The following is a 26,186-nucleotide window of genomic DNA, read 5'->3' on the forward strand; positions in this document are numbered from 1 at the left end:
GTCTTGACGTAGACGTAGTTGTCATCCTTGCGGATTTCACCGTGTCTCACATGCACCCATACGTGCGGACATGGGGAACACCACTAAACAGTCTCGTGGCCGCCGCCTGCTCGACATTCAGGCCCAGTACCCCGTCGCGTCGGAGGGCGGTACTCACGCCTAGGCACCCGGTCAGCGGTTCGCCACGAAGACGAACTCGCCGCCGAGTACGAAGCCACCTTGCGGGAACTCCTACGCGGCTGACGCCCGTAGCACCTGCTGCATGGTCTTGACCGGGATGACTTGCGCTGCAATGTAATCGATGAGCCCGTTGAAGTCTGCGGTGGTCACATCGTTGCCCTTGGTTTTCGCGTCCACAATGTCATGGAAGGTGTAGACCAGCCTTGTCCCGTTCGCCTTGCACGTGTCCACTTCCGCCTTCATTTGGTCCAGTGTCTGGAAGGTAGGGCTCCGGGACTGGATGCGGTGCGACAGTGCGGGGACCTGTTGCTCGGTGGTCTGCATCCCCCAATCCGGCCCAGGGCGTAGACCTGCTGGACATCCGCAACGCTCACGGCGTCGAAGGTACCGTTGGGCCAAGCGAACGAATCGGACTGGAAACCGTTGGCTACCTGCCAGCCCTTCAGTGCCCGTAGTTCCGCCTGCCGCTCCGCACTGGTCATCCCGTTCATGGACTGACTGTGCGTTGCCGCGGTGGTTGCGTGCGCCCCAACTTCCCATCCCTGATTGAAGTAGGGCTTTTTCATCTGGTCCAGTGTCATCCAGTCGGTGGCGCCGATGATTTCCGTGATGGGAAACAGGGTGCCGGCGTAACCGTACTGATCCATTTTGGGGCGGGCGTTGGTGTACTGGCCGATGTACGAGTCATCGAAAGGTAAGGCTGATGACACCGTTGGTCCAGGGGCCTTTGTCGTCCACGAGTTCGACGCGGTTGACACGGAAGGTGCAGGGGCCGCCAGCCGCGTCGTAGGTCAGCAGGCGGATGCGGGTGATGCTTGCCCTATTCGGCGTGCCGCCTGTTGAGGCGATCGCCCACGGGAAGGTGACTCAAACCCGCTCGCCGGACTTCCAAGGAAGGCTCAGCCCCGTGGTCCCAATTGGCGCTTGAATCATGAAGTAGTTGGTTACCCCGGCGTCGGAAGCGGCTACCGGCTCCACACGGCTCGCCTTGGCCAAGCCATCGACTTTCATCCATACCCGAAACACCTTGCCGGTGGCGTCGATATTCAGCGTGTGCTTGTCGAAGAAGGTGAACGAGCCGGTGGCGTTCGTGACCAAAGACGCGGACTGCGTGCCGAACGCGTAGTCGCTCGTGTCATTTAGGTTCACGAAGGCGGCGCCGGTGGTGTCCAGCCGTGCCCGGTCTGGAAGTTGGTAATGATGCTGGGGTCCAGGCGTTTGAACCGGGGCAGGCTGCCTACCTCGCCGGACTTCGCGTACCCCTGCAGAGCGGTATTGGCAGGGGTTCCGGGGCTCGCCATCTGCGTCCTAAACGTGGCAGTTTGTTCCCTTACCGATTGAACACGATGGGTCAGTGCCGGGAGCGAGCTCGCAAACGTTGAAAGCCGAGTCGGCCTTTTGTTTTCCCTCGTGGAGGTCCGACACCTGCCAGCAGCCACCGGCACGCTGAGTTTCGCTGACCTACCGCGTATCCAGATCCTCAAACACCAGAAATGTCTGTGTATCCAAGACGCCAGGCATAGACTGCAGCTGGTCGAAGATGACCCGCCGCAGGTCGATGTTGTCCACAGCGCGGACCAGCAGGATCACGTCGAAGTCGCCGCCCACCAGGGCCACGTGGTGCACCTCGGGTATGGCTCCGAGCTGGTCGCGCAGTTCGCGCCAGGCATCCTGCTTCAGCTTCAGCGTCACGTAGGCGGAGGACCGGAGCCCCGCCTTGATCGGGTCCACCAGTGCCGTGAACCTGGACAGCACCCCTTCGCTGGTGAGCCGGCCGATCCGGGTGTACGCGTGCGCCCGCGAGATGTGGACGTTCTCCGCCACCTGCGTGACGGACATGCGGCCGTCCCGGGTCAGCTCCGAGATAATCCTGCGGTCGATGTCGTCTAACGGGACGGGTTCCGTCCCGGCGTCCCTGGTTGCCACGCTGCCCACGGCCTATCAGTAATCCGGCTCACACTTACAATTCGTCTCCCAGTGTAAGGGGAATTGCGTAAGCCGTTGCGATTGCCGAACAACCTGAATACGAACGGGTGTCAGGAACGCGGGGACGAGGACTCACTGCGCCGGGCATCGTCCAGGTTCGCTGCAGTGCGGATGAAGTCGCAGTCGGCAGGGGAGAGGAGAGTCTCACCGTGCCTGTCCTGATCGAACTCCACTCCGGTGGCCTTGGTGATCGCTGCCACCACGGCCCGGGGAAGGATCTTGCTCCCGGGATTGTCGATCAGCCACTGCCGTGTTTCTGGCTCGAGCTGGTCCCACACCTTGTCAATGCCCATTACGGATACCCACCCTTAGTCATTTCTCCCTGTGTTTGAAATGCCGCCCCGCGCCCGCGGGAACGGATGCCGCTTGGTTGTCCCGGTCCCCGTCAACCGCAGGAAAGGCTGATCGGGAAAGTGATTCAGAGGCGGAGGGGACCACGCTGTCCCCTCCGCGTCCATCGCCACACCAGGAGCCCCCATAGAGGATATCCCTGCCACCTGGTGCGGAGCCTGCTGCCTGCAATAACAGAAAATGAACTCCGATTTTGACCGATAGACGTTTTCGTCAATCGACCAAATTCGAGTGTGGTCCCATACAGGGAGAAGGTCAAGGAGTTTTTCTAAACAGACGAAGCATTACGGGCGCCCGTCCTGCCGAGATCGGCTTCTTCCGCCAACTCGCAAACACCGGCCCTTTTATGTCAGGGGCGGTTCGGTTGCTGCCCGTTGCTTAGTTCGTCCCGGGCGGCTCCCAAAAGAGTGCAGTTGCGGCTGCAGGCCGTCATGATGAGCCGTCCTGCCGCTTCCTCCGGTGTGCAGCCGATTCGCGCCGCTATCGCCTCGCAGGCCTCGGCGATCACCGAACGCGATAGCAGTGATTCCTCCAGGGCCAGGAACTGATCGTCCCAGAGGGCCGTGGAGGGCAGTTCCTCCGGCAGGGCCCGCAGGGAGGTGACGGCGGACGCCGTCCGGGCCTGGAGTACGGACCGGGCAGCGGCGAGCAGTTCGGCGGCTTCCGGGTACGCCAGCCGGTAGATCAGGCGGCCGTCGGACCGCAGACATTGAATCAGGTGCTGCCCGCGCATCTGGCCCAGGTGCCGGGACAGGTGCGTCGCCTTCACCCCGGTGCCCTCGCAAAGCTCAGGGATGGTGGACTCGCCATATGAGAGCAACTCCAGGATCTGCGCCCGGACCGGATGGGCCACGGCCTTGAACAACTCCGCCGCAGCAGACATTGGCGGGCCGGCGCCTCCGCCATTAACCCCGCCCGGCATAGCCTGCTGGCTCTTCATGCCAATGTCATATGTGCTCATGCGCTTTGCTCCCTGTAGGGCCTGCACGCCATTATCCTCCCTTGTCCGGCTCCCGGCCCCGGAACAGGCCCAGATAAACGAGTGGTTTCACTCAAAAAACTGTCTCGCGCATCTGTGCCAGCCGTGCGGCCACCGCTGTACTTTCCCTATTCAGGACTGGGAACCCGGCGTTACGCTTGGTCCCCCGGACTGAGGAGGCGATGATGCTCGACGAGGCGGACCTGATGCAGGCCCTGCGGCGCCACTGGGAGTACTCAGGCAAGGACGAGGACATTGCCCACGAGATCTACCACGGCGACGCCGTGCTTGAGTTCCCCCAGTCCGGCGAACGCTTCGAAGGCGTGGAGAACTTCCGCGAATGGCGGCGCCGGTACCCGGCGAACCTCAAGTTCCACACCCGGCGCATCACCCACCGTACCGACCTGGTGGTTGTGGAGAACCTGATCAGCTACGACGGCGCCCCGTGGATGTTCACTGTCAGCCTGCTGGAATTCAGGGGCGACCGCGTTGCGCACGAACGGATCTACATCATGGATGCTTGGGATGCTGCCGAGTGGCGCACTCCATGGCGCTCCGAGGTGCCCGCAGACCCTCCGCCGCCGCCGGTTACCTAGCAACGCCCGGGCGTCTCGACGCCATCAAAAACCCGACCACCCTCCTGGCCGACCTGTAGCTCAAACCCTCTCTCAGCAGATGTTGGTTTGACTCAATCCCTCTCGCAGTTGATGTTGGTTCAAACCAAATCCTCTCCCACCAAATGCCGGGCTCCCCTCGGGACGGTGAGACACACGACGGCGGCGCGTGCCGCCGTCGTACGCCCTAGGCTCTCCAGGGAGTCTTTACGAATGGGCTGCCGGGCCGATGCCGCCGGCAGCCAGCAAGGCATCCAACTGGGCGGCCTGATGTGCTTGAAAAGCCTTGTCCGCGTTGGCGTTCGTGCTGGCGAGTAGAGGTACGTCGAGGCTGGCGTTGCACTCCCGGCAGCGGATCTCGTCCGTCCACGCCCAGCTGTATGCTGCGTGGGCCTCCCGTACCCGTTGCATCGCTGTGGTGATGACTTCCGTCTTGGCCGCAAAGTGCGCCGCGTCCTCGTTGCTGAGGCTGCTACCAATTTCGATGTCGATGCTCATCGTCGCCTCTTTTCCGTTCGATCCGGATGGTGGAGTCGACAGTAACGGCTGTTGCGCGGCGACGGAACGACCGGAAGGTCACGGTTGGTTAACCCTTTGACATGTGCGCGGCCGTAGGCAGGACAAGAGCGCCGCTTTGCTCCGCAGGCGGGCTACCTACCGCCGGTAAAATGTGCGGGTGAGGGGAAACGGCGGGCGCATGCAGGAGTGGATCAAGTACGCTGCACTTTTCGTGCTGGCCGTGGCAGCATTCGGGGTGGCAGCCATCGCTTTGATGGGCCCACAGGGTGCAGGCGAGGCCGGTCCTGTCCCCTCGAGCACGTTGGAAGCCACGCCGACGCCTAGTGCCTCTGTGGCTCCTACGTCTCCGGCTCCCGCACCCACGGCCGCTGCAACCACGCCACAACCGGGAATTGCGCTGCCGGCCGAGCCCGTCCTCCTTGTCATGGGCGATTCGTACACTGCCGGTGTTGGCGCAGATCAGCCAGACCAGGGGTGGGCGTATCTCGTTGCCGGACAGCTTGGATACCCCACCAACATTGACGGAGTGTCCGGCACCGGGTTCGCCTGGGGCGGCGGTGGGCAGGACGAACTGGCCGGCGAGTACGAGGTGCGGCTGCAGGAAATCGCCGCCGACCCCGCCTTCGTGCCCAACGTCCTCATTCTGCAGGGCGGACAGAACGACTCCCGGATCCCCAACCTTGAAGAAGTTACAGCTGCCACGGCGCAGACCATTGAGGCGGCCCGCAGGTTCTGGCCGGGCGTCCAGGTGGTGGTGCTTGGGCCGTCGGCGCCCCAGCCCCTCGCGGAGGAACTGCGCGGCGTGAACAGTGCCGTCCGCGCCGGCGCCGCAGCTGCCGGCGCTCCCTTCATTGACGCCACCGAGGCCGGCTGGTTCACAACTGCCAACAGCCCGGGCTTCGACGCTGACGGCGCCCACCCGAACTCTGCCGGCCACGCTTACATCGCTGAAAAGTTCCTGCAGTCTTGGGCCGCTCTGATCCAATAGATGGCCCAGGACTACGTGCCCGCAGACCCGCCGCCGCCGTCTCCCTAGCAACCCCTGGCGTCTCTCGCCGCCAATTTGTCTACGGCCGCGGTCAGTAACCCAGCTCACACGTACAATTCGTCTTCCGACAGGGGCAGAATCGCGCAGCTTCTCCACGATTTATCGACGTGCTGGATACGAAACCTTCCGTGGGCGGATACTGGGGAGTAATAGTGGCAACAGAAGGACGGAACCGATGACGATCTCCGCGAACCACACCGCACCGGACCAAACCAGCCAGGCGCCCGCCGAGGACGCCCTCACCGAAGCTGCCAAGAAGTTCGGCATCACGGCCGAGGATTACATGCTTCCCGCCCGGCACCAGATCGAGATGGTGGACCCGGACGGCCGGCTCAAGCCCGAAGGTGAGCAGGGCACCGAACCCGGCCACGAGTACCCTTTGCCCGGCGATGAGGAGCTGCTGGCAGCGTACGAGCAGCTCGTCGTCGGACGCCGCGTCAACGACCAGAACTCGGCACTCGTCCGGCAGGGCCGCATGGCCGTGTACCCGTCCAGCCACGGGCAGGAAGCCTGCCAGGTGGCGGCCGCGCTGTGCCTGTCCGACGGCGACTGGATGTTCCCCACCTACCGCGACGCCGTCGCCGTGATGACCCGCGGCGTGGACCCCGTGCAGGTGATGACCATCTTCCGCGGTGACTGGCACGGCGGGTTCGATCCCCTTAAGCACAAAGTGGGCATCCAGTGCACCCCGCTGACCACGCAGCTGCTGCACGCCGTCGGCGTGGCCCACGCGGCCAAGCTCCGCGGCGAGGACACCGTGGTGCTGGCCATGTGCGGCGACGGCGCCACCAGCGAAGGCGACTTCCACGAGGCCCTGAACTTCGCCGCCGTCTTCCACCTGCCCGTCATCTTCTTCGTCCAGAACAACAAGTACGCCATCTCGGTGCCGCTGGCACACCAGTCCGTGGCGCCGTCGCTCGCGCACAAGGCCGTGGGCTACGGCATGGCCGGGGAACGCGTGGACGGCAACGACGTGGTGGCGCTCCTCGCCGTACTGGACCGGGCCGTGAAACTGGCCAGGGAAGGCTCCGGCCCCCTGCTCGTGGAGGCTAACACCTACCGCATGCAGGCCCACACCAATGCCGACGACGACACCCGCTACCGCGAGAACAGCGAGGTTGCCGAGTGGCGGGCCAAGGACCCGGTGAACCGGATGCGCACCTACCTGACGGACCGCGGGCTCTTGGACGACGACGGCGAGGCGCGGATCCGCGAGAAGGCGGAGGCAGTTGCCACGCAGCTGCGTGACGGCCTCAGCGAGGACGTTCCCGTGGACCCGCAGGAGCTTTTCCGCCACGTCTTCGCCAAGACCACGCCCCAGCTGAAGGAACAGTCCGCCCTGCTCGCCGACGAACTCGCCCGCGACGCAGCAGCATCTACCGAGGAGGCCGGCAAGTGAGCCCCACCATCACCACCTCGTCTGAGGCCAACGGCAACGTTTCTGCTGCGACTGCCCGGGCCGCCGCCTCGGCCGCTGCCTCCGCGGAAGCCGCCGGCCCCCAGCCGGTCACTCTTGCCAAGGCGTTGAACACGGCACTGGCCGACGCGATGCACGCCGATTCCTCCGTCCTGGTGTTCGGCGAGGACGTCGGAACGCTGGGCGGCGTCTTCCGCATCACCGACGGGCTCACTAAGACCTTCGGCGAGCAGCGCTGCTTCGACACCCCTTTGGCGGAGTCCGGGATTGTGGGCATGGCCGTGGGCATGGCCATTAACGGGATGCGCCCGGTGATCGAAATGCAGTTCGACGCGTTCGCCTACCCGGCGTTCGAGCAGATCATCAGCCACGTGGCCAAGATGCACAACCGCACCAAGGGCGCCGTGAAACTGCCCCTGGTCATCCGGGTTCCCTATGGCGGCGGCATTGGGGGAGTGGAGCACCACTGCGATTCCTCCGAGTCCTACTACGCCCACACCGCCGGCCTGAAGGTGTTCACCCCGGCCACCGTGGCGGACGGGTACCGGATGCTGCGCGAAGCCATCGACTCGGACGATCCCGTGGTGTTTATGGAGCCGAAGAAGCTCTACTGGTCCAAGGACCTGGTGGATTTGGGTGAGCTGCGTTCTGCCCACTCTGCTGCTGCTTCCGCCGGCCGGTCCTCGGAGGGCCGCGCCGCCGTCGCCCGTCCCGGAACGGATGCCACGCTGATCGCCTACGGGCCGTCCGTCCCCACAGCGCTCGCTGCTGCCGAGGCCGCTGCGCTGGAAGGGCGCTCGCTGGAAGTCATTGACGTGCGCACCATCGTCCCGTTCGACGATGCCACTGTCTGCGAGTCGGTGCGGAAGACCGGCCGGGCCGTGGTGATCGCCGAAGCCCACGGCTTCGCGTCCGTGTCCTCCGAGATCGTGGCCCGGGTGCAGGAGCGCTGCTTCCACTACCTGGCCGCGCCCATCCGCCGCGTCACGGGGTTCGACATCCCCTACCCGGCGCCGAAGCTTGAGAAGTATTACCTGCCCGGCGTGGACCGCATCCTCGACGCCGTTGACGACCTTCAGTGGGAGAACTGACCATGAGTGAAACACGCGTGTTTTTGTTGCCGGACCTGGGCGAAGGCCTCACCGAAGCCGAGCTCGTTTCCTGGCATGTTTCTGTTGGTGACACGATTACCGTGGACCAGCCGATTGCCGAGGTGGAGACTGCGAAGTCCACGGTTGAGGTGCCCTCTCCTTATGCGGGGATTGTGGCTGAGCTGCACGGGCAGCCGGGCGAGACGCTGGACGTGGGGAAGCCGCTGATCTCGGTGACGCCTGTTTCCGTGGGTGGGCCTGCTCCGGTGGCTGAACCTGCCGCCGAGCCTGCCGAGCCGGAAACCCAGCCGACCGAAACCGAACTGGGGGAGCCGGCAGCTGAGCACGCCGAAGCCCATCCCGAGGCGGAGGCTTACCGCGAAGAGGAAAAAGCCGGATCCGGCAACGTACTCATCGGGTACGGAACTCCTGGGGGCCACGGTGTTGCCCGCCGGACGCGTGCCCGGAAGGGTTCCGCGGCCGGGCCTGTCGGCACCCTTCCCCTGGAGGATGGGGCGGCCGACGGCGGCTCCGCGGCGGATGCCGACGTGGACCTCTCCCTCCTGCGCACCCGCGTCCCCGGCAAGCTCGGTGCCGTGATCTCACCGCTGGTCCGGCGCATGGCCCGGGAGCACGGCGTGGACCTCGGAGAGCTCCCCGGCTCCGGCGAGGGCGGACTCATCATGCGCCGCGACGTGGAGAAGGCCATCAGCACGCCGGCGGTCGAGCCCGCTCCGGTGGAGCCTGGGCCCACGCCCGCAGGGTTCCCTGGCCGAGCTAGCGAGGTTAGGGAGCGGGTGGGGACCAATGGAAAAGCTGCCGGGACGGACGCCCGTACCGGCCTTGCCATCTCTTCGCGGACTCCTGTTAGGGGAGTGCGCAAAGCCGTCGCCGCGAACATGGCCCGCAGCCGTTCGGAAATCCCCGAGGCAACTGTGTGGGTGGACGTCGACGCCACCGCACTGGTCGAGCTTCGGCAGGAACTCAAGGCCGGCGGCTCTGAGGTGCCCGGCCTGCTTGCGTTTATTGCCCGGTTTGTCACAGCTGGGCTAAAAAAGTACCCGGAGCTGAACACCCGGATCGAATCCTCGCCCGACGGGTCCCAGGAGATCGTTTCGTTCGACGGGATCAACCTCGGCATCGCCGCCCAGACCGACCGGGGTCTGGTGGTGCCTTCGGTCCGTTCCGCCGAAAAGCTGAGTGCCCGGGAGCTGGACGCGGAGATCCGGCGGCTGACCGACGTCGCGCGACAGGGCAAAGCAACCCCCACCGAACTGGGCAGCGGCACGTTCACGCTGAACAACTACGGAGTGTTTGGTGTGGACGGATCGGCGGCGATCATCAACCACCCGGAGGTGGCCATCCTCGGCGTGGGCCGGATCATCGACAAACCGTGGGTGGTGAACGGTGAGCTGGCTGTCCGCAAGGTCACCGAGCTGACCCTAACGTTCGACCATCGAGTCTGCGACGGCGGCACCGCAGCCGGCTTCCTCCGCTTCGTAGCCGACGCAATAGAAAACCCAACCACCCTCCTAGCCGACCTCTGACCCAACCTCCATCCCGACGCTCTCTCACTTAACGTCGGCTTTTCCCAAACGCTCTCTCTCTCGATGTCGGGTTTTCCCAAACGCTCTCTCACTTGACGTCGGGTTTTCCCAAACGCTCCATCACTCGATGTCGGGTTTTCCCAAACGCTCCATCACTCGATGTCGGTTAAACCGAAACGCTCCATCACTTGATGTCGGCTTTTCCCAAATGCTCCATCAGTCGAGGTGGCAGCACCTCTCGGGACGGTGAGGCGTACGACGGCGGCGCGCGCCGCCGTCGTACTGGTCGCCTGCTCCTGGCGGCGGGAGTGGCGGCAGCCGCCCACACCGGGGAAATGCATTGATTCTGGCTGCAAAGAGCGGTACGGTCGGCCGCACGAGCCGGTAAGAGACGTCGGGCAAAAGGGCGTTACGCCATCCGTCCCCGCCAGGCCTCGCGGCTAGCACCACGGCGGCCGCGCGCCGCCTTGTTGCGTGCGGAAAAAACAAGTACCCGGGTGGGAGTTGAATCTCAATATGAGTACTCGGTACTCGTGACCTGCTGCGGCGCCCCTCTTAGGCTGAACGGACGGGGATGAGGCCGGGCGCTCCGTTCTTGCCCAAGTCCCCCACGCACCACGATGGGAGGACACCATGGCAAACAGGCCTCGCAACTCCCTCTTTCCCTGGATGGGCGGACACGGCACAACGCGGCATCTTGTCCCTGAGGAGGAAACGACACCCTCCGAAGCGATCAAGACACGTGCGCGGGCCGGCGGCGCCGTCCTGGTGGTCGTTTCCCTGGCGGTCGCCATTAGCACGCTCAGCGTCGCTGCAACTTCCCCGCGGACCCAAGCTGCTGAAGGCCAAGGAGGAGGCGGCGGAGGAGAGCCAGTAACCCAGGTAACTCGCTCTGCGCAGCCCACTACGGATGCCCCTTCTCCGGAGCCAACTTCTGATCCAAGTTCTCTGCAGCCAAGTGCCGAGGCCGGGACTCCGGAAGCCACCGCCGAAACCGCCTCCCCGGAGCCGACCAAGGACGGCGGCTCTGATCCGGCTCCGAAACCCAATTCTTCGTCCTTCGACCAATCCCTGCCGGCGGGCGACCTGCCCGGCTGGAAGCAGGTCTTTGTGGAGGACTTCACGGACGGGGACGTGCCCCTTGGCGGTTTTCCCGGCATCTACGGTTCGAGATGGCACGAGACCTATAAGGACGGCACACCGGACACCCATGCCCAGGCGCAGGAAAAGGGCCAGAGAACGTCCGGCTACTACCCGTCAAAGGTCCTGAGTGTCCACGACGGTGTCCTGGACATGTTCCTGCGCACGGAGAACGGTGTCTCCATGGGTGCGGCACCCTCCCCGAGATTCGCAGGAGCCACCGTGCCGCCCTACAACAGCCAGCTTTACGGGCGCTACTCCGTGCGATTCAAAGCCGACTCCCTCCCGGGTTTCAAGGTAGCCTGGCTGCTCTGGCCCGTGAGCAAGCAGTGGCCGCAGGACGGTGAGATCGATTTCCCGGAAGGGGACCTCGCCTCAGTCATCTACGCCGCCCTGCACGGCATCCGGGACGGCAACCACCAATTCGACGTGTTTCGTCCCAACGTTCCCTTCACGGACTGGCATGTGGCAACCACCGAGTGGAGTCCGGGCCGCATCGAATTCTTTCTTGATGGCAAGTCCATCGGCGTTGCAACGTCAATGGTCCCGAACAAGCCGATGCGCTACATCCTGCAGACCGAGTCGTGCCTGACAGGCTGCCCGGCACCCGAGACCAGCGGCCATGTTTACGTCGACTGGGTAGCGATCTGGGCGAGGAACTAGCCCCGGGACACTCCTGCACCAGCAACAGCGGTCATCCCGGGAACTCCAAGGGCCAGTGGGTACAATCGACGCCTGGACGAACGAACACTGCTTTGCCGGAGGTACGGAGAAACAATGTCGGAATGGCTCGAAGTCGGCGCGGACAACCATGTGCTGGTTACCGAAGGATCGCTGCTGAACACCGGACTCATAGTCGGATCCGAGCGGGCCATGGTGATCGATACCGGCTGCGGCCCCCGGCAGGGGCGGGAGATCCTGGACGCGGTGCGGGAGAAGACTCAGTTGCCGCTCGTCGTCGTCAACACCCACGCCCATTACGACCACTTCTTCGGAAACGCCGTGTTCGCGGCAGAGGGCGTCACCGAATTCTGGGCGCACCAGAACTGCGCCCGGGAGATCGATGAACGCGGGGACCTCCAGCGCCGCTTCGTGGGGACGCTGGAACCGGAGATGTCAGCCGGCGAGGGCCAGGACGTGGAGCTCGTGGTCCCCAATGCCATCGTGAAGGACCAGCCGGTGCTGGTGGACCTGGGCGGGCTGACCGCCACCCTGTTCCACCTGGGCCGCGGCCACACCGACGGCGACCTGCTGGTGGGCACGCCCACTACCCTGTATGTCGGTGACCTCGTGGAGCAGGGTGCCCACCCGTCCTTCGAGGACTCCTACCCGGAGGAATGGGCGGACGCGCTCCGGCACATCTCAGCGCTGCGTCACCGCTACGAGTCCCTGATCCCCGGGCACGGCAAACCCTGCAGCGACCAGTTCGTGAAGACCATGGCGGACACCATGACGACGGCGGTACGCCAGGCCCAGCGTTCCATCCGCGAAGCCCCCTCCGACGCGACCAAGGCGATTCCCGTCCTGCCCTACGGGCCGGAGCAGTCGCGCTGGTTCATCAAGCGGCTGCAGGAGACCCGCCGGGAGCACTAAGCGGCGATGGGGCCTTACCGCCCGCCATTCCTGCGTACTGCCGCGGCTGAACGATCAGTTCGACGCGTTACGGGAATCGATGCCCACCTTGAGCCAGTATTCAAGTTCCGCCTTGTCCTGGATCCGTTCGTACGGCACGGTGAGCCATCCGGGTCCCATCGGTCGATCCTTGCCCATGTAAGCCGGTTCTCCGCCTCGCTTGAGCAGGTCGCCGTACATGGCGGGATCGGTGCGTACCAGCAGGTCGCCGTTACGGCCGGCGGCTACGGCCATGCGCTCATCCACCATGAAGGACAGGCCGCCGAACATGCGCACTTCACGAACGTTCTGGTACGAGGTCAGCAGGTCTCGAAGCCTCTGCGCGAGGGCGTCCCGCAGGCTCGGCGCCGCCGCTGTCATTGCCCGCGTCCCGCTGTGTTGTCCTGCCCGCCGTATTGCAGGGTAAGCGCGTAGCCGATCACGGATAGCTCCCTCGGTAGCGGTGACACTCGTGTGAGCATTTCTAGATCCTACGGCCGCAGTATCCTGCGGCACTAGCTTGCGGGCTCACTCCTGTCCCAGCCACGTCGGGAAGCAGGGGCGTACGACGGCGGCCGCGCGCCGCCGTCGTACGCCTTACGTTGCCCGGTGCGAACCTTCCGCCTGGCGGCTCAGGGATTTCCCAGCCCACCCAGCCTAGGATGTTCCCCATGAAGCTTGCCCGAGAGGCGTACTCCGCTGCCGTGGTGATAAACGCCGGGGCCCGTCTGGCAGCGGCGGCGCCGGACGTTGCAGTGGACAAGCTGCGAAGGGCGGGCCTGCCCGTCACATCCGTGCACCGCGTGCTGTCCGGTGCAGAGCTGGCCGGAACCCTGGACAGGGTGGTGGCCGACGGGCACGACCTGGTGGTTGTTGGCGGCGGTGACGGGACGGTGTCCTACGCCGCCGGCCGGCTCGCAGGGACCGGAATCGTGCTCGGCGTCCTTCCACTGGGAACCGCCAACGATCTTGCCCGCACGCTCGAGATACCGAACGATCTTGCCGCGGCCTGCGCTGTCCTCGCGGACGGAAAGGTGGTGGACATCGACCTGGGGCGGGCGAACGGCCAGCCCTTCCTGAACGTTGCTTCGGTTGGCCTGTCGGTCGGTGTCACCGAGACCCTCAGCCCCCGCCTGAAGCGGTATCTCGGGCCGGTGGCCTATGGCGTTGCTGCCGTGCGAGCCTACGCCCGGCACAGGCCGTTCCGGGCCCGTCTCGAGTTCCCCGAGGGGGACCATGAAGCCCTGGAGCTCGAGGACATGCTGCAGGTGGCAGTGGGCAACGGCCGGCACTACGGCGGCGGCAACACGGTCTCGCCGACGGCAGGAATAGATGATCACACCCTTGATATCTACGCCATCCCCGGGGCACCGCTGCGGGAGCACGTGAGGATCGCACGGCTGCTGAAGGACGGCAGCTTTGTGGAACGCGACGGGGTTTATCACCTCACCAGCCGGCGTGTCCGGCTGGTTACCGAGCCGCCCATGCCGGTGAACCTCGACGGCGAGATCGTCACCGCCACGCCCGCCGATTTCACTATCGAGCGCAACGTTGTGCACGTTGTGGTCCCGGAGGGCAGTAGCAGTGCGCGGTTCGACGGCGGAGCTGATTAGTGACGTATGCCGGCGGCCGCGTGTGCCCCGTACGTTAAAGCCTTACCAGGCGTTGACAGGAGTCCCGCCGGGGGCATTGGTTGCATCCACCTGCGGGGTCAGGACTGGCGGCGCAGCAAGCCTGAGCTTTGCGGCCCGTTCAACGAGGATGGCGATGTAGTCCCGAACGCGGCACTCAGCAAAAAGGCTGTGTTCGTAGGCAACCACGTCCTCGATGACGGAGCGTGGCTGATCAGGGAAGCGCCGGGCCAGCCGGTCCACCACAGCCCTGAGCGCCCGGATTTCAGTTTCCCTGAGAACCATTACCACTCCTTCACCGAAGGGGAGCCAGCAACCACCTGTACATTCCGGAACCGGCGCATGGCTAAATCCTACGAACGTGGACAAGGGAAGAAAGGCAAATGCCGGAAGTCTGCGGATACCCGCAGACTTCCAGCCGGCTATGGCTTTGACAGGCTTTCGAGGGCAGCCGCTCCCACGGCCCCCTGCTGCGGGTTAGAGCCGGTGGCGATCCCGGCGCACGTCCCGGACGAGGAGGACGGCCGCGCCGGCTACGATCACCGCCCCGATACCCTGCAGACCCGGAGAGTCATCAGCGCCGCCGAGCACGAAGACGGCAACGCCCAGCGCCACGGCGAGGAGTGCGGCCAGCAACCTCATCGCTTCTCCGTCCCGTCGCCGGCACCATCGTCGGCTACCCACTCGAGCAGGTCGCCCGCCTGGCAATCCAGCACCCGGCACATCGCGTCCAGGGTGCTGAAGCGGATCGCCTTGGCCCGGCCGTTCTTCAGCACGGCCACATTGGCCGGCGTGATCCCGACGCGCTCGGCGAACTCGCCCACGCTCATCTTGCGCTTGGCCAGTTCGACGTCGATGCGCACCACGATGGCCATCAGATCACCCCTTCCATGTCAGTCCGCAGTGCCGTCGCCTGCCGCAGCAGGTCCCGCATCACCACGATCAGCAGGACCAGCACTGCAAAGATCAGCGTGATGCCGATTAGCATGGCGGGCGTCCCTGGGTCCCGCAGTTCGGGCGTGAAGTAGATGTACACGATGAGGGAGCCGGCCAATGCTGCCAGCAGCAGCCATGCAGCGACGAACGTCCACATGATCACGTCCACCCACCGCAGCGAGGCCGGGGTGAAGATCCGGTCGCGCTGGACCAAGGTCAGCAACCGCCAGATGCACACGATGACAACCTGCAGGCACAGCGCTTCCAATTCGGCGAACAACAGCAGCGGCCACCGCCAGGGATCCATTCCCGGCCCCTCCTCTGTTGTGAAGAGGAATTCACCGGGGAACGACATGACCTGGGCCACCAACAGCCCAAGGAACACCATCACCAGCAGGACCCGAAGCGGGAGGACCAATCGACTCACAATACTCATGTCTCAACAATCAATTGGTTTCTATCGAAAGTAAATATATTGCGGTAGTGCTGCGGCCGCCGCGTAGTCCGGGTTTAGTAAAACGAGTAGGCGATACGCGGGTGCCGGCGGGTTGGGTTGCGTAGAGTCGGCGCATGACAGACGTAATCCGCAAGCACGGGCGTAGAAGAGGGCCAGGGCCAGCACAAGGGGGCGGCAGGCAGCTCGCCATCCTTGGCACCGTCCTGTTGATTGTCCTGGCGGTGGCCGCGTTCGCCCTGACTCGCTAGCGGGCACCTACGAATGATCGGGCTGCGCGATCCCCAGGGGCAGCTCGACCTGGACCTGGAAGCCCGAATCCGTGGGGCCGTATACGAGGCTCCCGCCGACTATCGCCACCCGCTCCCGCAGGCCAATCAAGCCGAAACCTTGCTGTTCCTGTTCCGGGCGGCGCCCAGGGCCGCCGTCGTCCGCAATGCCCATGGCCAGTGAACCCGGTTGCCAGTGAAGGAACACCTCCACGTGCGCTCCGGCCCCGGCATGCTTCGCCACGTTCGTTAAGGATTCCTGGACCACCCGGTAAGCGGTGTGATTGACGCTGTCCGCCAGCATCTGCGGCGTTCCTTCCACGCGCCACTCCACCTCGAAGCCGGCTCCCCGCAGCGACTCGAGGAGCGGCTCGGCCATGTCTATGCCCGCCAGGGAAGACGACGCCGGGTACGGGCTGATCCCGGCCCGCAGGGCTTCGAGCATCCTCCGCAGTTCGTCCATTGCCTGCGTCCCGGTTGCCTCGATGACTGTCAGGGCCTGCGCAGCCCGCTCAGGATCACCCTTGATGATTCGGCGGGCTCCTGCAGCATGCAGTGTCATCACTGTCACGGCGTGCGAAACGATGTCATGCAGTTCGGAAGCGATGAGTGCATGCTCTCTCGAAATGGCTGCCTGAGCTTCAGCCTGGGACTTCTCGAGGGTCTGAATACGACGGCCGCTGCGGCCGGCCATTATGCCTACAAGCCATGCCGAAAAAAAGATCGCGGCTTGGACCAGAAATACGTTCGGCACGTCCCAGAGGCCGTTCAATATCGTCAGCCCGGTCCAAGCACCAAAGCCAACCGCGGCCGCCGTGGCCGACCATGGCAGCGGCCGATCCGTCGCCACGGCGGTTAGGGCTACGAGGAGGACCACCCAAGGGGTGTAGAGCTGAGCCATCGACAAGTAGGTGGCGCCGAGGGAAGGGTCCAAGGGGGCATGATAATTCAGTGCAACTGCGGGAAAGGCCAGGTGAAGCAGGAGCGTCAGTGCATAAACCGAAAGCGGAAAGTGATGCCGCCACGCGAGGAACATGCCCATTGCCGCGGTGTACAAGAGAACCAGCCACGGCGGCTGCGGCATATCGCCGCTGAGCCATGCAGCCATAAATGCTCCAAAGTCCAAGGCGGCAGCAGCCCCCGCCGTGAGAACGTCGCTCCGGGCGGGCATGGGCAGTTCCGGGGTTCCGCCAAGGCGGGCGAGGATAAGAGCACTTTTTTCCTGTGACATCATTGCTGACTCCTTGATGCCCATCTTCGGCCCGACCTCACTTTGCCGGATAGTTCACTGATCCGCATCCTTCTGGCGATGGATGCCCAAGTCTCCACCCCACGGTGGAAGGAAGCCGGTTAGTCGGAACGGACCAGCCCTGAGCGGTAAGCCACCGCAACAGCCTGGGAACGGTCTGATAAGCCTAGTTTCAGAAGGATGCGGTGCACGTGCGTCTTGACGGTCGTTTCGCTGAGGAAAAGCTTGCCCGCTATTTCGGCGTTCTTCAGTCCAATGGCCATGGCCCCAAGAACCTCACGTTCGCGGGCAGTCAGGACAGCGATGTCCGCGGAAGGAACGGTCTGGCCGTCGGAACTCCTGGAGCTGAAGTGGCGCAGCAACGACCTGGTTATCGCCGGATCCAGCCATCCTTCGCCTTTCGCAAGAGCGCGGATAGCAGTGGCGAGCGTTTGCGGTGCCGAGTTTTTCAGGAGGAAGCCCGCAGCCCCGGCCCGCATGGCGGTGGTGACGTTTTGGTCCTCGCTGAAGGTTGTCAGGATGAGGACGGCGGGAAGCCCGTTGTCTGTGTGGAACTCGTTTGAGGTCAGCCGGGTTGTCGCCTCGATGCCATCCATGACCGGCATCCGGATATCCATGACGACCACATCCGGACGCGTAGTGGCGACGATCGCCAGGCACTCGGCCCCGTTCGCAGCTTCGCCCACCACTTCCAAGTCCGGTTCGGCGGCAAGCAGCAGCGATAGTCCTGCGCGGATCAGCCGCTCGTCATCGGCCAGGACGATGCGCACCTTTGGCACACTTTCCGAACCGGGCTCATGCGCCGATGCATAGGCCCACCGTTCATCGCCCATGACCGAAAGTATCCTCTCCGCCCTGCCCGCTGTCAGTAGGCAACAGCCGGCTGCTCCACCTGGAGATGTAGCGCAGGAAGTCGAACCGGTGGTGGACGCGGTCATCGTTCAGGGAAGGGCAAGCTGGATTCACATCACAAGGAAAGGGAGCGCCATGAAAGCGCAGGATGAAGAAACTGAGCCGACGCGCTTGGATACCGCTGGTATTCGCGGGAGTGCCGTCGCCGGTGGGGTGGGCGGTCTATGCCTGATGGCCTACGGGATAGTGCAGGCAATGCAACCGCCAGGATGTATCGCGGAGGAATGCGTAGGGCGAACCTACAGGTCCGCGGGCGCACTGGAGGGATTGCTGTTCGTTGCAGGCTTGCTCCTGGTTATCGGGGCGACCCTTGGTGTCCGCGCGGTACACCCGGCAGGGGCGCGTGTGGTACGAGTCGCCGCTTTGGTAGCGGCCAGCGCCATGTTCTTCGGTTTCGTGCTGATGGGGTCGGCCCTGTACTTTGCTGGTCTTGCCCTGACGGTCGTGGGCGTCCTTGCTTACGCCGTCCTGGGAATAGGCCTTGTGGTAGCCCGGACATTGCCCGCCTGGGCCGGCGTGATGCTGACTGTCTCGGCGCTGCTTGTGCTGGGAGCAAATGACCAGAACGAGCGCGTCCTTTTCGTCCTACCCTTCGGCCTGGCATGGCTGGTGCTGGGCGCCTTGCTGTGGATCTCTGCCGCACCCCGAAATGAGAGCCGCCGCGGAGGCGTGCGACTGGCCTGAGTCGAAAAGTCATGCTGCCACTGGCCCATAAGGGGTCAGGCCGCCGGTTCAGGCGCTGCTGCCATCCTCTGGTTGCTGTACGCGGACGATTCCCTGTGCTCAGCACACTGGACGTCAGCAACCAAGGAGCCGCCGACGTCGTCCTTTTGGTAGTGCGTTACGTGCTTGGTCTCCCTGCCGCACTTGCTGCAAAAAGCCTGGTGCTGTTTTGTCCACATGAATGAATAATACGGGCTTGGCGGTTTACCGGAAGTGGATGTTCCGGGATGTGTGGCTGTCCACACCGGAACTGTGGCACTTGCGGTTCCAATGGGACTTTTCCCGCGTCAAAACCCTTTACTACCCGGGCTCGGGTTACTAAAGTCAGTACTTGTCATAGTCCGGATGGGCGCTAGGGGGCGTCCGGGAAGGGGGAGTGCATCACCGCTGACCGATACCAGAAGACAATTGACCACTACGTTGAAAGCCCCTCCTAGGAGGGGCTTTCCCTTGTCCTGGCAAGGTCCTGCAGAATGTCAGCTGTTGCCGGTGTGCACGATGCTTTCGCGGTCCAGTTCGTTTGCGGGGGCGTCAGCCAGGCCGGCGGGCGTGAGGTCGAGGTCCTCGATGCTCATCGGGCGGGAAAGTCCGTCGTTGGACGCTGTGGTGTTGCTGGTGATGGTCATGCTCTGTTTCCTTCGGTCTATCTTTTTCGGGTGGGAGCAAGGGTCAGTACTGCGCTGTGGCCCGCTTAGACCACGGCCTGGTAGCTGGCCAGGATGTAATCCGCAGCCGCCGGGCCTTTCATGCGCAGTTCGTCACCGGGGCCGACGAGCTGCGCCATGGCCTCCCAGAACACGTGCTCTGCCTGCGGCGTTTCCTGGGACACGTTGCACCAGCTGGTGTACAGGCCATAAAAGGCATCCCGGCTGAGGATCGAGCCGGACTCGGGGTCCCGGTAGGTGGCTTCCGTGAGGAACTGATCAAACTGTGATTGCGCCATTGAGGCTCTTCCCAGCAGGGTGCAGTGGTCCGCCGTTGGGCTACAGCAGTCAGACTTGATGCCCTGCACGGGACAACAAGCGAGCAACCAGAATATCAGGGTCCCCGGCTTCAGGGCCAAACAGGAGACCTTGGACGAGCTAGGAAACCACAAGGTGCGGCCGCAGGGTTCCCCCAACATCCGCTCCGTACAGTCCAGGCATGACCACCACCACTCCACTGCACAAGGTGAATTGCCCCCAGCCCGGCGGGACGTCCCCCTTGATAGGCGCCGGAGGATCCGCTCATCCCCTCATAGACCATGTTGTGCTGGAGAAGTTGCGCGAGGACCTTCATGAGTACGAGGTCTGGCGGGTATTTGTCGAGAATTTCATCACCGCCCTGCCTTCGAGGATCGAAAAGCTGCGGGTGGCGTTGACTACCGGGGATGCTGTTGAGGCCAGGGATGCGGTCCTCAGCCTCAAGACCGCTAGCCAGATGGTGGGCGCCGAACGCCTCGCTGCCCTCGCCCTCGACCTTGAGGCAGCCCAGCGGGAAGGTATCCGGATCGCTGACCCAGCTCTCGCCCTGCCCCGGCTCGCGGTGGACTATCTGTATAGGATCAAGCAACGGGCCAGCCAGACTTCCCACGCTCTCCAGACACACCTCGATACAGCCAGGCAGCCGCGGGATGTCGTCGGCCAGCCCTGAGCTTCCGCTCACGCGGCCCCCGGCGCTGCCGCTCGCGCTGCGCCCGGCTTCTCCCCATCTACCCCGGGGCCAGCTGTTCCGCTCTGATCCTGCTGGCCGCCAAGCTGCCGGTTCAGTCCACGAAGCGGGTGGCGGGTGCGCCGCGCGGCATGTTCTTGAGGATGCCCTCGGCCACGTCCCGTACCTGCATGCTTCGCCGGGTGGACGCAGAGGCAAGCATGCTGAAGGCGTCCGGATAGGAACAGCGGTTCCGGCCCATGATCACGCCGCACGCCACGTCAATGGAGGTGCGGCTTTCCAGGACGGCCTTGAGGTTGTCCCCGGCTGCCCGCACGTTCCGCACGTCAAGGGCCAGCTTCAGGCTCTTCCCCGCCACGCCGGCGAACCAGGTGGCATGCCCCACCACCTCCGGCGCGAACGAAACGCCGGGCGGGGCGAAGAAGGCCAGGACGCAGGATATGCCGGCCTCCAGCCGGACCGGAACGGCGAGGACTTCGCCGTAGCCGGCGTCGAGGAACCGGCACCGGTAAGCCTGCCACCGCAGGGGAGTACCGCCGTCGGCCCCCACCACCACGGGAATCCCTGAATCGGCCACCTGGGCCAGCGGGCCGTCGTCGAAATCCTGTTCCGCTGCGGCGAGGGAAGCGGCCCGGCCGTTGTTGGCCGCGCGAATGGGAGCGCGCTGGGCAGAGGCGAGCGTGGCGGCGCAATCGATCTGAACCCCCACCGAGCCGGTGAGCGCAACAGCTGCAGTTTCGGCCAGCCTCCGCAGGGAGTCCACATCCGTGTGTGCGTCCGTCACCAGGTCCAGTAGGAACCCGGACGGCTCCGGCCAGGGCTCCAAGGCGGGGGAGCCCGCCATCGCCTGCTTCCCGCCGTCGGCCTTCAGCACCCTGCCGCTGGTGCCTGCCACATGAATCGTCACCGAGACCCCCCGTTCGCTCCGCACCCGCGCAGCATTGTCCGCGGTCTGCACCTTGAATCTACGGGCGGGCCCGAGGGGAGGGCACCAGTAGCCGGTACTCTAATTTCCGACGGCGCCGGCCGGGGACTACCTGTTTTGTTGCGTTTGCGTTTCCAGCCACTCAAGGAACGTCTGGCGTCCGACGGCGGCACCCGCCTTGGGAATCAGCTTGCCTTTGCGCATGGCTTTACCCATCGGGCCCGGAACAGGCACCTGGACAATCCGTTTCCGCTTGCCCGTCTTCTTCAGGTAGGCGCGGACCAGGTCCACCAGCTGTTCGCCGCGGGGGCCGCCGAGATCGGCCAGGCGTCCCTTCGGCCCTGCTTCTGCTGCGGCGACCAGGGCAGCTGCCACCTCGCGGGCGGCGACCGGCTGCGTGAACATCTTCGGGACCAGCACCAGCGGGCCGGCCGAGGCAGCCTTTACCGCCATCGGGACAAACTCGTGGAACTGCGTGGACCGCAGGAGGGACCAGGGAATGCCGCCGTGCCTGACTTCGTCCTCCTGCACCAGCTTCCCCGCGTAGAGGCCCGAGGTGGCCTTGTCGATTCCAACGATGGAAAGTGCCACGTGATGCCTCACACCCGCCTTCTTCTCCGCCGCCAGCAGGTTCTGCGTGGCGTTGGTGAAGAAGTCAACTGCCTTCTTGGTGGACGTGGTCTGGATGCCGGAAACGTCGATGACTGTCTCCGTGCCCTGGAGCGCCTGGTCCAGGCCGCGGCCGTTCACCAGGTCCACGCCCTCCGAACGGCTCAGGCTGACGACGTGGTGCCCGCGCTCTTTCGCTATCTCCACCACGTGGCGCCCGACGGTACCGGTTCCCCCTGCAACGGCAATCCTCATGGAAGAAATCCTAATCCCGCAGTCCCTGACAAAGGGGTCTTCGCTCAATGGTCAGTTTTTCGGAAGCGGGGGTGCCCCTGCGGATTAGGCCGGAGGGGTAGCCACAAGGGTAAAGTGCTAAGTAGCCTTATAAATGGGGTTTGCAGCTGCGGAATGCTTGGTTTGATGACTCGGTTGGAGATGGACGGCGTGGATGACGAGGTGAAGCGGCGGCTGGAGCTCGCTGCCACGATCGGTGTGGATCCCCGGAAACTCCTGCCCGCCAATTCGGGTAAATCCCGGTGGTCGGAGTTCGAGCTGGACGCCTACCTTCACGGGTCCATGGCCTGGCCAAAACCGCAACGCCGCCATGGTGCCGGTAACGGACACTCGCCGGGGCGGCAGTTGGCTCCTTCACCAGGCCTCATGGAAAGATCCAGGCAGTACGCGGCTGACCAGGGGACGCCCCGTGAGCAGTCGCTGTCAGCGCTGGGAGCTGCGGGCAAGTTTCTGCTCACGCCAGAACAAGCAGAGGGTGAACGCCTTAGATCACTGCACGAGACGAACTTGCTTCACAGCGGCGCGGAAGAAGCGTTTGACCGCATTGTGACTGCCGCCAGGAAGTACTTTGATGTAGGTGCTGCGTCATTGTCACTTATCGCCGAAGACGCCCAGTACTTCAAATCTGTGTTCGGGCCGCTTCGCGAGGAAACTCCGAGGCAGATCGCACTCTGCGCGGCAACGGTGGAACAGAATTCGATGCTGATCATCAACGACACACTCACCGATGAGCGTTTCGCGTCCAATCCGCTTGTGGTGGGGGAGCCCCACATCCGCTTCTACGCGGGCTATCCTTTGCACGGGCCCCGCGGCTGGAACATCGGAACCCTATGCATCATCGACCAGAAACCCCGCGCCTTCCCGCCATCGGACCAGCAGGTACTTCGGACACTCGCGGCAATCGCCCAGAGCCATATCGACGCGCGGACTTAGCGCCTGTCCCCCGTCTTATGGCAGCTGTTGGCTTTACCCGCGGACTTTCCTGACGCTCAACCTGCTCCGCCGCACCGGGGCCTGGCCAGTTACCGGGCGGGGGCGGCGCCAAGGCTTGTGGGGGTGGGTGCTGTCGGGGCCAGCCGGAGGGGAAGCCGAAGCGACGAGCGACGATCCGCTCCTGCGGCGCCGCAACCTGAGGAGCAGGAATACCGCCAAACCCAGCCAGGCGAAAGCCACACCCAGAATGAGAATTATCGCCGGGATCGCGTCCATGGCTAAGTTTAGGCGCGTGTCTGCCAGCACTGGTTACTCGTTTCCGCGCCTGCTGACCACGTGGTTTCGGGGGATGCGGGTAGTAAGTACTTGTACTCAAAGCCGTGCTTTCTGCGGGTTCGTCCTCCGATAGTCAGCCGGGCTGGCTATTTGGCGCAAAGGCGCCCATGATGGGCAGGAGGAGAGCGGAAACTGGTCGAGCCCACGGCTCGGATTCGCGAAACTCAGGTGCTCGAGAGTCCACCCGTTTTCTGTCAGGCCGTTATGAAGCCAGCGGCCTTGATGGATATCAGAAGGACAACCCAACCGGATGTCCGGAGTGTGCTCGGGTTCTTCCCGCCTCCAGTTCGGGGGCGTTCAATTACTGCCTTGCCTTGCGTTGGTGGCGGCGGCAGCAGCGAAGGTTTTCCAATGCAAGATCCACGGCCGCAGGCGCAGTTTCTGGTCCCCGATGGCCATTCGTCACTTTGTCTCTTTATTGGTCTGGTACAGGGCAAATGGGGGGGAGGCGGGGCTGGAGGAGTTTGACGCCTACCTTCATGGGCTCCTCGTCCTGGACCCCTTTGATCTGAAGATCCTGGCCTGGGCCTTGGAGGATTACGGGACGGCGCGTGTTTCCCGTCTTTAGGGGTGGTGCCACCAGGTTTGCACCGTGCAGGTTATTGTCGCCCATGTTGGCATTGATCTAGGTTGAGATATGGCCACTTCCCCTGAACAGGAGTTGCTCGTCCAGCTCCAGGACCTCATTATCGGTACTGATTCGGTGTCCGATTTCCTCACCAGTCTTGCCGGGGTTGCCGCTGCAACCATCAGCCGCAGCGCCGGCACCGCGGTGGAGTGCGGGGTCACCCTGAAACGTCATCGGGCCTCTGCAACAGTGGGAGGCAGTAGCGCCAGGGCCATCGACTTGGACAGGATTGAGCACTACGCCGGCCCTGGCCCCTGCATGACTGCACTCCGGACTCAGACTTCAGTCCTGCTGGGAGATACGCGAAGTGACTCCCGATGGCCGGAGTATCAAAAGCAGTTGATGGACCACGGATGCTTCAGCTCCCTGGGGGTACCCATGGAACTGAACCAGGAGGCATCTGCTGCCTTGAACTTTTTCGCCTCCCACGCCGGCGTCTTCAGCGAGGCCGCGGTCCGGGACGCTGCGGGGTTCGCTGAGATCGCCGGCCATGCGGTGCGGCTCGCCGTCAAGGTCGCAACAATTCAAGGGGTGGCCCAGGACATGGAAACGGCCATGAAAAGCCGGACGGCCATCGACCTTGCCTGCGGAATCGTCATGGCCCAGAACCGGTGCACCCAAAGCGAAGCCATGAAGATCCTGACCAAGGCCTCAAGCACCCGGAACCAGAAACTACGCGATCTCGCCGAAGAAATAGTGGTCAAAGCTTCCGGCGAAAAACCCCAAACCCACTTCGACCGGGCAACTTCAAAGCCCCACCCTGCCCAAACGGCCACGAACTGAACCCAATGCGGAAACTCCTGGTCCAGCAGTACCCGGTCAGCGGGGGATGCGGCGTCCCCTGAACCGGCTCAGCAGCAGCAGGACGACAGCAACGATCAACAGCACCGGGGCCACCCCCAGGAGGAAGCCCAGCGTTTCGACGGCCAAGCCCACGATGAGAAGGACTATGGCGACGGCGACAATAGCCACGACTAACGCTTTCATCGGTTCCACCCTTCGACCCGCGATGGGTCAGGACCTGGAGAAGTTGGTGTCCCCAGCGTACGCCGTTTCCCTGGCGTCAGCTCTCGCCCTCGTCTGATTTTGGTTCGTCTGACGTGAGGCAGATTGCTTGGCTGTAGCCTGCGCGGTGCCCATTGACGCCAAGGCCGTTGAGGGATTCGTTCAGCGCGTGCGCCAGCATATCCCGCTCAATGGGGGGAAGACTCAGGGCACCGTGGACGTAGGCGTGGACTTCGGTCATGCCGGCTCCTCCGCCAATGGCGAAGTACTTCATCCAAATCTGCTCAAGGGTAAATGGTGCAGCCTCGAACGCTAACCGGAATCCTTGGCGCTGTTCGTCCTCGTCCCCAGGGAGGGCCATCGTTCACCCCCGGTCATCAATCAAGTCCCGGCGTGGACTTGAGGATTTCCTCTGCCACTTCCAGCATGGTCCGGTTCTCGTTCAGTGCCTTGGTCATCAGGTGCAGCATCGCAGCATGGTTGCCGATGCCCAGGCTCGCCATGACGATCCCCTTGGCGGTGCTGATGGCATCGCGTTGCGCCAGGCTCGACTTGAGCTCATCGCTCAACATCTGGGCCCGCTCCCGCGCCTGCACGTTAGCCAGGAAGATCGAGGCCTGGGCCGCGAACAACTCCAGCAGCCGGATCAGTCGGTGCGAGGCCGCCTTGGGTTTGTCCCAGTAAATCTTGATTGCACCGAAAGCGAGGTTCCCGGAAAGCAAGGGAACGCTTACGCAGGACCGCAGGCCCAGATCGCCTGCTGCCGTGCCCCATTCAGGCCAGCGCAAGTCCGTACGTACGTCTGCGATGTCCACCGGGGATCCCGACGCCCACGCGCTGATGCAGGGACCCTGCCCAAGCTCGTATTGAAGCGCATCGGCCTGTGCCACAATCGGGCTGGTTGAAGCTGCGCTGCTGCGGTTGCCGTTGGTATCCATCAGGGATACGCCTGCTCCGGCGGCGTCATTCACTGCCAGGACTGCGGCTTCGGTGATGAGCTTCAGGGCGCTGGAAACGGTCTCCTCGGTCAGGAGCACGTTGGAAAACCGCGCAAAAACCGCGGCCAGCTCGTCGGCCAGCGGCAATTCAGTGTCCATGACCGGCTCCATTCCCAGCGTTTTGGCCCTTGGTGGACCAACTGCTTCCTAA

Annotated in this window: 35 protein-coding genes; 13 read left to right on the plus strand and 22 right to left on the minus strand. The window is 64.0% G+C overall.

Annotation, left to right across the window (positions count from 1 at the left end; all coding sequences use genetic code 11):
- Window positions 1-231 precede the first annotated feature (231 nt).
- The 7 genes from M8J71_RS11705 to M8J71_RS11735 form a co-directional block, all read right to left on the minus strand.
- Window positions 232-423: a hypothetical protein gene (locus M8J71_RS11705; protein WP_256248082.1), complete on the minus strand. Its 192-nt coding sequence runs from the start codon at window positions 421-423 to the stop codon at window positions 232-234.
- Window positions 420-890, minus strand: a complete 471-nt coding sequence (locus M8J71_RS11710; protein WP_256248083.1) for a polysaccharide deacetylase family protein — start codon at window positions 888-890, stop codon at window positions 420-422. Before M8J71_RS11710 ends, M8J71_RS11705 begins: the two co-directional genes overlap by 4 nt.
- A gap of 157 nt (window positions 891-1,047) precedes the next feature.
- Window positions 1,048-1,329, minus strand: coding sequence for a hypothetical protein (locus tag M8J71_RS11715; RefSeq protein ID WP_256248084.1), 282 nt, complete (start codon window positions 1,327-1,329; stop codon window positions 1,048-1,050).
- Window positions 1,326-1,481, minus strand: coding sequence for a hypothetical protein (locus M8J71_RS11720; RefSeq protein ID WP_256248085.1), 156 nt, complete (start codon window positions 1,479-1,481; stop codon window positions 1,326-1,328). Before M8J71_RS11720 ends, M8J71_RS11715 begins: the two co-directional genes overlap by 4 nt.
- A 160-nt stretch (window positions 1,482-1,641) precedes the next feature.
- Window positions 1,642-2,106 carry an Lrp/AsnC family transcriptional regulator gene (locus M8J71_RS11725; RefSeq protein WP_256248981.1) on the minus strand — a complete coding sequence of 155 codons (465 nt, stop codon included), beginning with the start codon at window positions 2,104-2,106 and terminating at the stop codon, window positions 1,642-1,644.
- Window positions 2,107-2,216: 110 nt separating this feature from the next.
- Window positions 2,217-2,459: a hypothetical protein gene (locus M8J71_RS11730; RefSeq protein WP_256248086.1), complete on the minus strand. Its 243-nt coding sequence runs from the start codon at window positions 2,457-2,459 to the stop codon at window positions 2,217-2,219.
- A 407-nt stretch (window positions 2,460-2,866) separates the two neighbouring features.
- Entirely contained in the window at window positions 2,867-3,478 is a 612-nt protein-coding gene (locus M8J71_RS11735) for an ArsR/SmtB family transcription factor (protein ID WP_256248087.1), read from the minus strand.
- A 200-nt stretch (window positions 3,479-3,678) separates the two neighbouring features.
- On the opposite strand from M8J71_RS11735, the gene M8J71_RS11740 reads away from it, so the two are divergent.
- Complete coding sequence (locus tag M8J71_RS11740) at window positions 3,679-4,092, plus strand: nuclear transport factor 2 family protein (protein ID WP_256248088.1); 414 nt, start codon at window positions 3,679-3,681, stop codon at window positions 4,090-4,092.
- A 225-nt stretch (window positions 4,093-4,317) separates the two neighbouring features.
- Here the strand turns inward: M8J71_RS11740 and M8J71_RS11745 are convergent, their stop codons facing one another.
- Window positions 4,318-4,608 carry a hypothetical protein gene (locus M8J71_RS11745; RefSeq protein WP_256248089.1) on the minus strand — a complete coding sequence of 97 codons (291 nt, stop codon included), beginning with the start codon at window positions 4,606-4,608 and terminating at the stop codon, window positions 4,318-4,320.
- A gap of 178 nt (window positions 4,609-4,786) precedes the next feature.
- On the opposite strand from M8J71_RS11745, the gene M8J71_RS11750 reads away from it, so the two are divergent.
- The 6 genes from M8J71_RS11750 (at window position 4,787) to M8J71_RS11775 (ending at window position 12,465) form a co-directional block, all read left to right on the plus strand.
- Complete coding sequence (locus tag M8J71_RS11750) at window positions 4,787-5,617, plus strand: SGNH/GDSL hydrolase family protein (protein ID WP_256248090.1); 831 nt, start codon at window positions 4,787-4,789, stop codon at window positions 5,615-5,617.
- Window positions 5,618-5,852: 235 nt separating this feature from the next.
- Window positions 5,853-7,076: a pyruvate dehydrogenase (acetyl-transferring) E1 component subunit alpha gene (gene pdhA, locus M8J71_RS11755; RefSeq protein WP_256248091.1), complete on the plus strand. Its 1,224-nt coding sequence runs from the start codon at window positions 5,853-5,855 to the stop codon at window positions 7,074-7,076.
- Window positions 7,073-8,185, plus strand: coding sequence for an alpha-ketoacid dehydrogenase subunit beta (locus M8J71_RS11760; RefSeq protein ID WP_256248092.1), 1,113 nt, complete (start codon window positions 7,073-7,075; stop codon window positions 8,183-8,185). Before pdhA ends, M8J71_RS11760 begins: the two co-directional genes overlap by 4 nt.
- Window positions 8,186-8,187: 2 nt before the next feature.
- Window positions 8,188-9,732, plus strand: coding sequence for a dihydrolipoamide acetyltransferase family protein (locus M8J71_RS11765; RefSeq protein ID WP_256248093.1), 1,545 nt, complete (start codon window positions 8,188-8,190; stop codon window positions 9,730-9,732).
- A gap of 633 nt (window positions 9,733-10,365) precedes the next feature.
- The gene (locus M8J71_RS11770; RefSeq protein ID WP_256248094.1) at window positions 10,366-11,535 is read left to right on the plus strand and encodes a glycoside hydrolase family 16 protein; all 1,170 of its coding nucleotides are present in this window, start codon (window positions 10,366-10,368) and stop codon (window positions 11,533-11,535) included.
- A 114-nt stretch (window positions 11,536-11,649) separates the two neighbouring features.
- Window positions 11,650-12,465, plus strand: coding sequence for an MBL fold metallo-hydrolase (locus M8J71_RS11775; RefSeq protein WP_256248095.1), 816 nt, complete (start codon window positions 11,650-11,652; stop codon window positions 12,463-12,465).
- A gap of 54 nt (window positions 12,466-12,519) precedes the next feature.
- Here M8J71_RS11775 and M8J71_RS11780 read toward each other — a convergent pair whose 3' ends face one another.
- The gene (locus M8J71_RS11780; protein WP_256248096.1) at window positions 12,520-12,864 is read right to left on the minus strand and encodes a TfoX/Sxy family protein; all 345 of its coding nucleotides are present in this window, start codon (window positions 12,862-12,864) and stop codon (window positions 12,520-12,522) included.
- A 290-nt stretch (window positions 12,865-13,154) separates the two neighbouring features.
- Here M8J71_RS11780 and M8J71_RS11785 point away from each other — a divergent pair, with 290 nt between their 5' ends.
- Window positions 13,155-14,096: a lipid kinase gene (locus M8J71_RS11785; RefSeq protein ID WP_256248097.1), complete on the plus strand. Its 942-nt coding sequence runs from the start codon at window positions 13,155-13,157 to the stop codon at window positions 14,094-14,096.
- A 42-nt stretch (window positions 14,097-14,138) separates the two neighbouring features.
- On the opposite strand, the gene M8J71_RS11790 is transcribed toward M8J71_RS11785, so the two are convergent.
- The 4 genes from M8J71_RS11790 to M8J71_RS11805 all read right to left on the minus strand — a co-directional run bounded on the left by M8J71_RS11790 (window position 14,139) and on the right by M8J71_RS11805 (window position 15,486).
- The gene (locus M8J71_RS11790) at window positions 14,139-14,399 is read right to left on the minus strand and encodes a three-helix bundle dimerization domain-containing protein (RefSeq protein ID WP_256248098.1); all 261 of its coding nucleotides are present in this window, start codon (window positions 14,397-14,399) and stop codon (window positions 14,139-14,141) included.
- Between the two features lie 192 nt (window positions 14,400-14,591).
- On the minus strand, window positions 14,592-14,756 hold the full coding sequence (locus M8J71_RS11795) for a hypothetical protein (protein WP_256248099.1): 165 nt from the start codon (window positions 14,754-14,756) through the stop codon (window positions 14,592-14,594).
- A complete protein-coding gene (locus M8J71_RS11800) occupies window positions 14,753-14,989 on the minus strand; it encodes a helix-turn-helix domain-containing protein (protein ID WP_256248100.1) in 237 nt (78 codons plus the stop codon). The genes M8J71_RS11795 and M8J71_RS11800 overlap by 4 nt, the downstream gene beginning before the upstream one ends.
- Complete coding sequence (locus M8J71_RS11805) at window positions 14,989-15,486, minus strand: DUF2975 domain-containing protein (protein WP_256248101.1); 498 nt, start codon at window positions 15,484-15,486, stop codon at window positions 14,989-14,991. Before M8J71_RS11805 ends, M8J71_RS11800 begins: the two co-directional genes overlap by 1 nt.
- 134 nt (window positions 15,487-15,620) lie before the next feature.
- On the opposite strand from M8J71_RS11805, the gene M8J71_RS11810 reads away from it, so the two are divergent.
- Window positions 15,621-15,755: a hypothetical protein gene (locus tag M8J71_RS11810; RefSeq protein ID WP_256248102.1), complete on the plus strand. Its 135-nt coding sequence runs from the start codon at window positions 15,621-15,623 to the stop codon at window positions 15,753-15,755.
- Between the two features lie 7 nt (window positions 15,756-15,762).
- Here M8J71_RS11810 and M8J71_RS11815 read toward each other — a convergent pair whose 3' ends face one another.
- Complete coding sequence (locus M8J71_RS11815; RefSeq protein ID WP_256248103.1) at window positions 15,763-17,007, minus strand: sensor histidine kinase; 1,245 nt, start codon at window positions 17,005-17,007, stop codon at window positions 15,763-15,765.
- Window positions 17,008-17,123: 116 nt separating this feature from the next.
- The gene (locus M8J71_RS11820) at window positions 17,124-17,855 is read right to left on the minus strand and encodes a response regulator transcription factor (protein WP_256248104.1); all 732 of its coding nucleotides are present in this window, start codon (window positions 17,853-17,855) and stop codon (window positions 17,124-17,126) included.
- Window positions 17,856-18,201: 346 nt separating this feature from the next.
- Here M8J71_RS11820 and M8J71_RS11825 point away from each other — a divergent pair, with 346 nt between their 5' ends.
- On the plus strand, window positions 18,202-18,618 hold the full coding sequence (locus M8J71_RS11825) for a hypothetical protein (RefSeq protein ID WP_256248105.1): 417 nt from the start codon (window positions 18,202-18,204) through the stop codon (window positions 18,616-18,618).
- A 515-nt stretch (window positions 18,619-19,133) separates the two neighbouring features.
- On the opposite strand, the gene M8J71_RS11830 is transcribed toward M8J71_RS11825, so the two are convergent.
- Both M8J71_RS11830 and M8J71_RS11835 read right to left on the minus strand, forming a co-directional pair.
- Window positions 19,134-19,283, minus strand: a complete 150-nt coding sequence (locus tag M8J71_RS11830) for a hypothetical protein (protein WP_163167246.1) — start codon at window positions 19,281-19,283, stop codon at window positions 19,134-19,136.
- 65 nt (window positions 19,284-19,348) lie between these two features.
- On the minus strand, window positions 19,349-19,600 hold the full coding sequence (locus tag M8J71_RS11835; RefSeq protein WP_256248106.1) for a hypothetical protein: 252 nt from the start codon (window positions 19,598-19,600) through the stop codon (window positions 19,349-19,351).
- Window positions 19,601-19,800: 200 nt separating this feature from the next.
- On the opposite strand from M8J71_RS11835, the gene M8J71_RS11840 reads away from it, so the two are divergent.
- Complete coding sequence (locus tag M8J71_RS11840; RefSeq protein ID WP_256248107.1) at window positions 19,801-20,289, plus strand: Hpt domain-containing protein; 489 nt, start codon at window positions 19,801-19,803, stop codon at window positions 20,287-20,289.
- Between the two features lie 112 nt (window positions 20,290-20,401).
- On the opposite strand, the gene M8J71_RS11845 is transcribed toward M8J71_RS11840, so the two are convergent.
- Window positions 20,402-21,214 (minus strand): ANTAR domain-containing protein, encoded by an 813-nt coding sequence (locus M8J71_RS11845; protein ID WP_256248108.1) that lies wholly within the window; start codon window positions 21,212-21,214, stop codon window positions 20,402-20,404.
- Window positions 21,215-21,340: 126 nt separating this feature from the next.
- Window positions 21,341-22,096, minus strand: a complete 756-nt coding sequence (locus tag M8J71_RS11850) for an SDR family oxidoreductase (protein ID WP_256248109.1) — start codon at window positions 22,094-22,096, stop codon at window positions 21,341-21,343.
- Window positions 22,097-22,261: 165 nt separating this feature from the next.
- Here M8J71_RS11850 and M8J71_RS11855 point away from each other — a divergent pair, with 165 nt between their 5' ends.
- Both M8J71_RS11855 and M8J71_RS11860 read left to right on the plus strand, forming a co-directional pair.
- Window positions 22,262-23,068: a GAF domain-containing protein gene (locus tag M8J71_RS11855; RefSeq protein ID WP_256248110.1), complete on the plus strand. Its 807-nt coding sequence runs from the start codon at window positions 22,262-22,264 to the stop codon at window positions 23,066-23,068.
- Between the two features lie 973 nt (window positions 23,069-24,041).
- A complete protein-coding gene (locus tag M8J71_RS11860; protein WP_256248111.1) occupies window positions 24,042-24,815 on the plus strand; it encodes a GAF and ANTAR domain-containing protein in 774 nt (257 codons plus the stop codon).
- Between the two features lie 36 nt (window positions 24,816-24,851).
- On the opposite strand, the gene M8J71_RS11865 is transcribed toward M8J71_RS11860, so the two are convergent.
- From M8J71_RS11865 to M8J71_RS11875, 3 genes are all read right to left on the minus strand, one after another.
- Window positions 24,852-25,019 carry a hypothetical protein gene (locus M8J71_RS11865; protein WP_256248112.1) on the minus strand — a complete coding sequence of 56 codons (168 nt, stop codon included), beginning with the start codon at window positions 25,017-25,019 and terminating at the stop codon, window positions 24,852-24,854.
- A gap of 76 nt (window positions 25,020-25,095) precedes the next feature.
- Window positions 25,096-25,398: a hypothetical protein gene (locus M8J71_RS11870; RefSeq protein WP_256248113.1), complete on the minus strand. Its 303-nt coding sequence runs from the start codon at window positions 25,396-25,398 to the stop codon at window positions 25,096-25,098.
- Window positions 25,399-25,414: 16 nt separating this feature from the next.
- Window positions 25,415-26,134 (minus strand): GAF and ANTAR domain-containing protein, encoded by a 720-nt coding sequence (locus M8J71_RS11875; RefSeq protein ID WP_256248114.1) that lies wholly within the window; start codon window positions 26,132-26,134, stop codon window positions 25,415-25,417.
- Window positions 26,135-26,186 lie beyond the last annotated feature (52 nt).

Origin of the sequence: Pseudarthrobacter sp. R1 (assembly GCF_024494415.1) — a bacterium.
Lineage (GTDB): Bacteria > Actinomycetota > Actinomycetes > Actinomycetales > Micrococcaceae > Arthrobacter.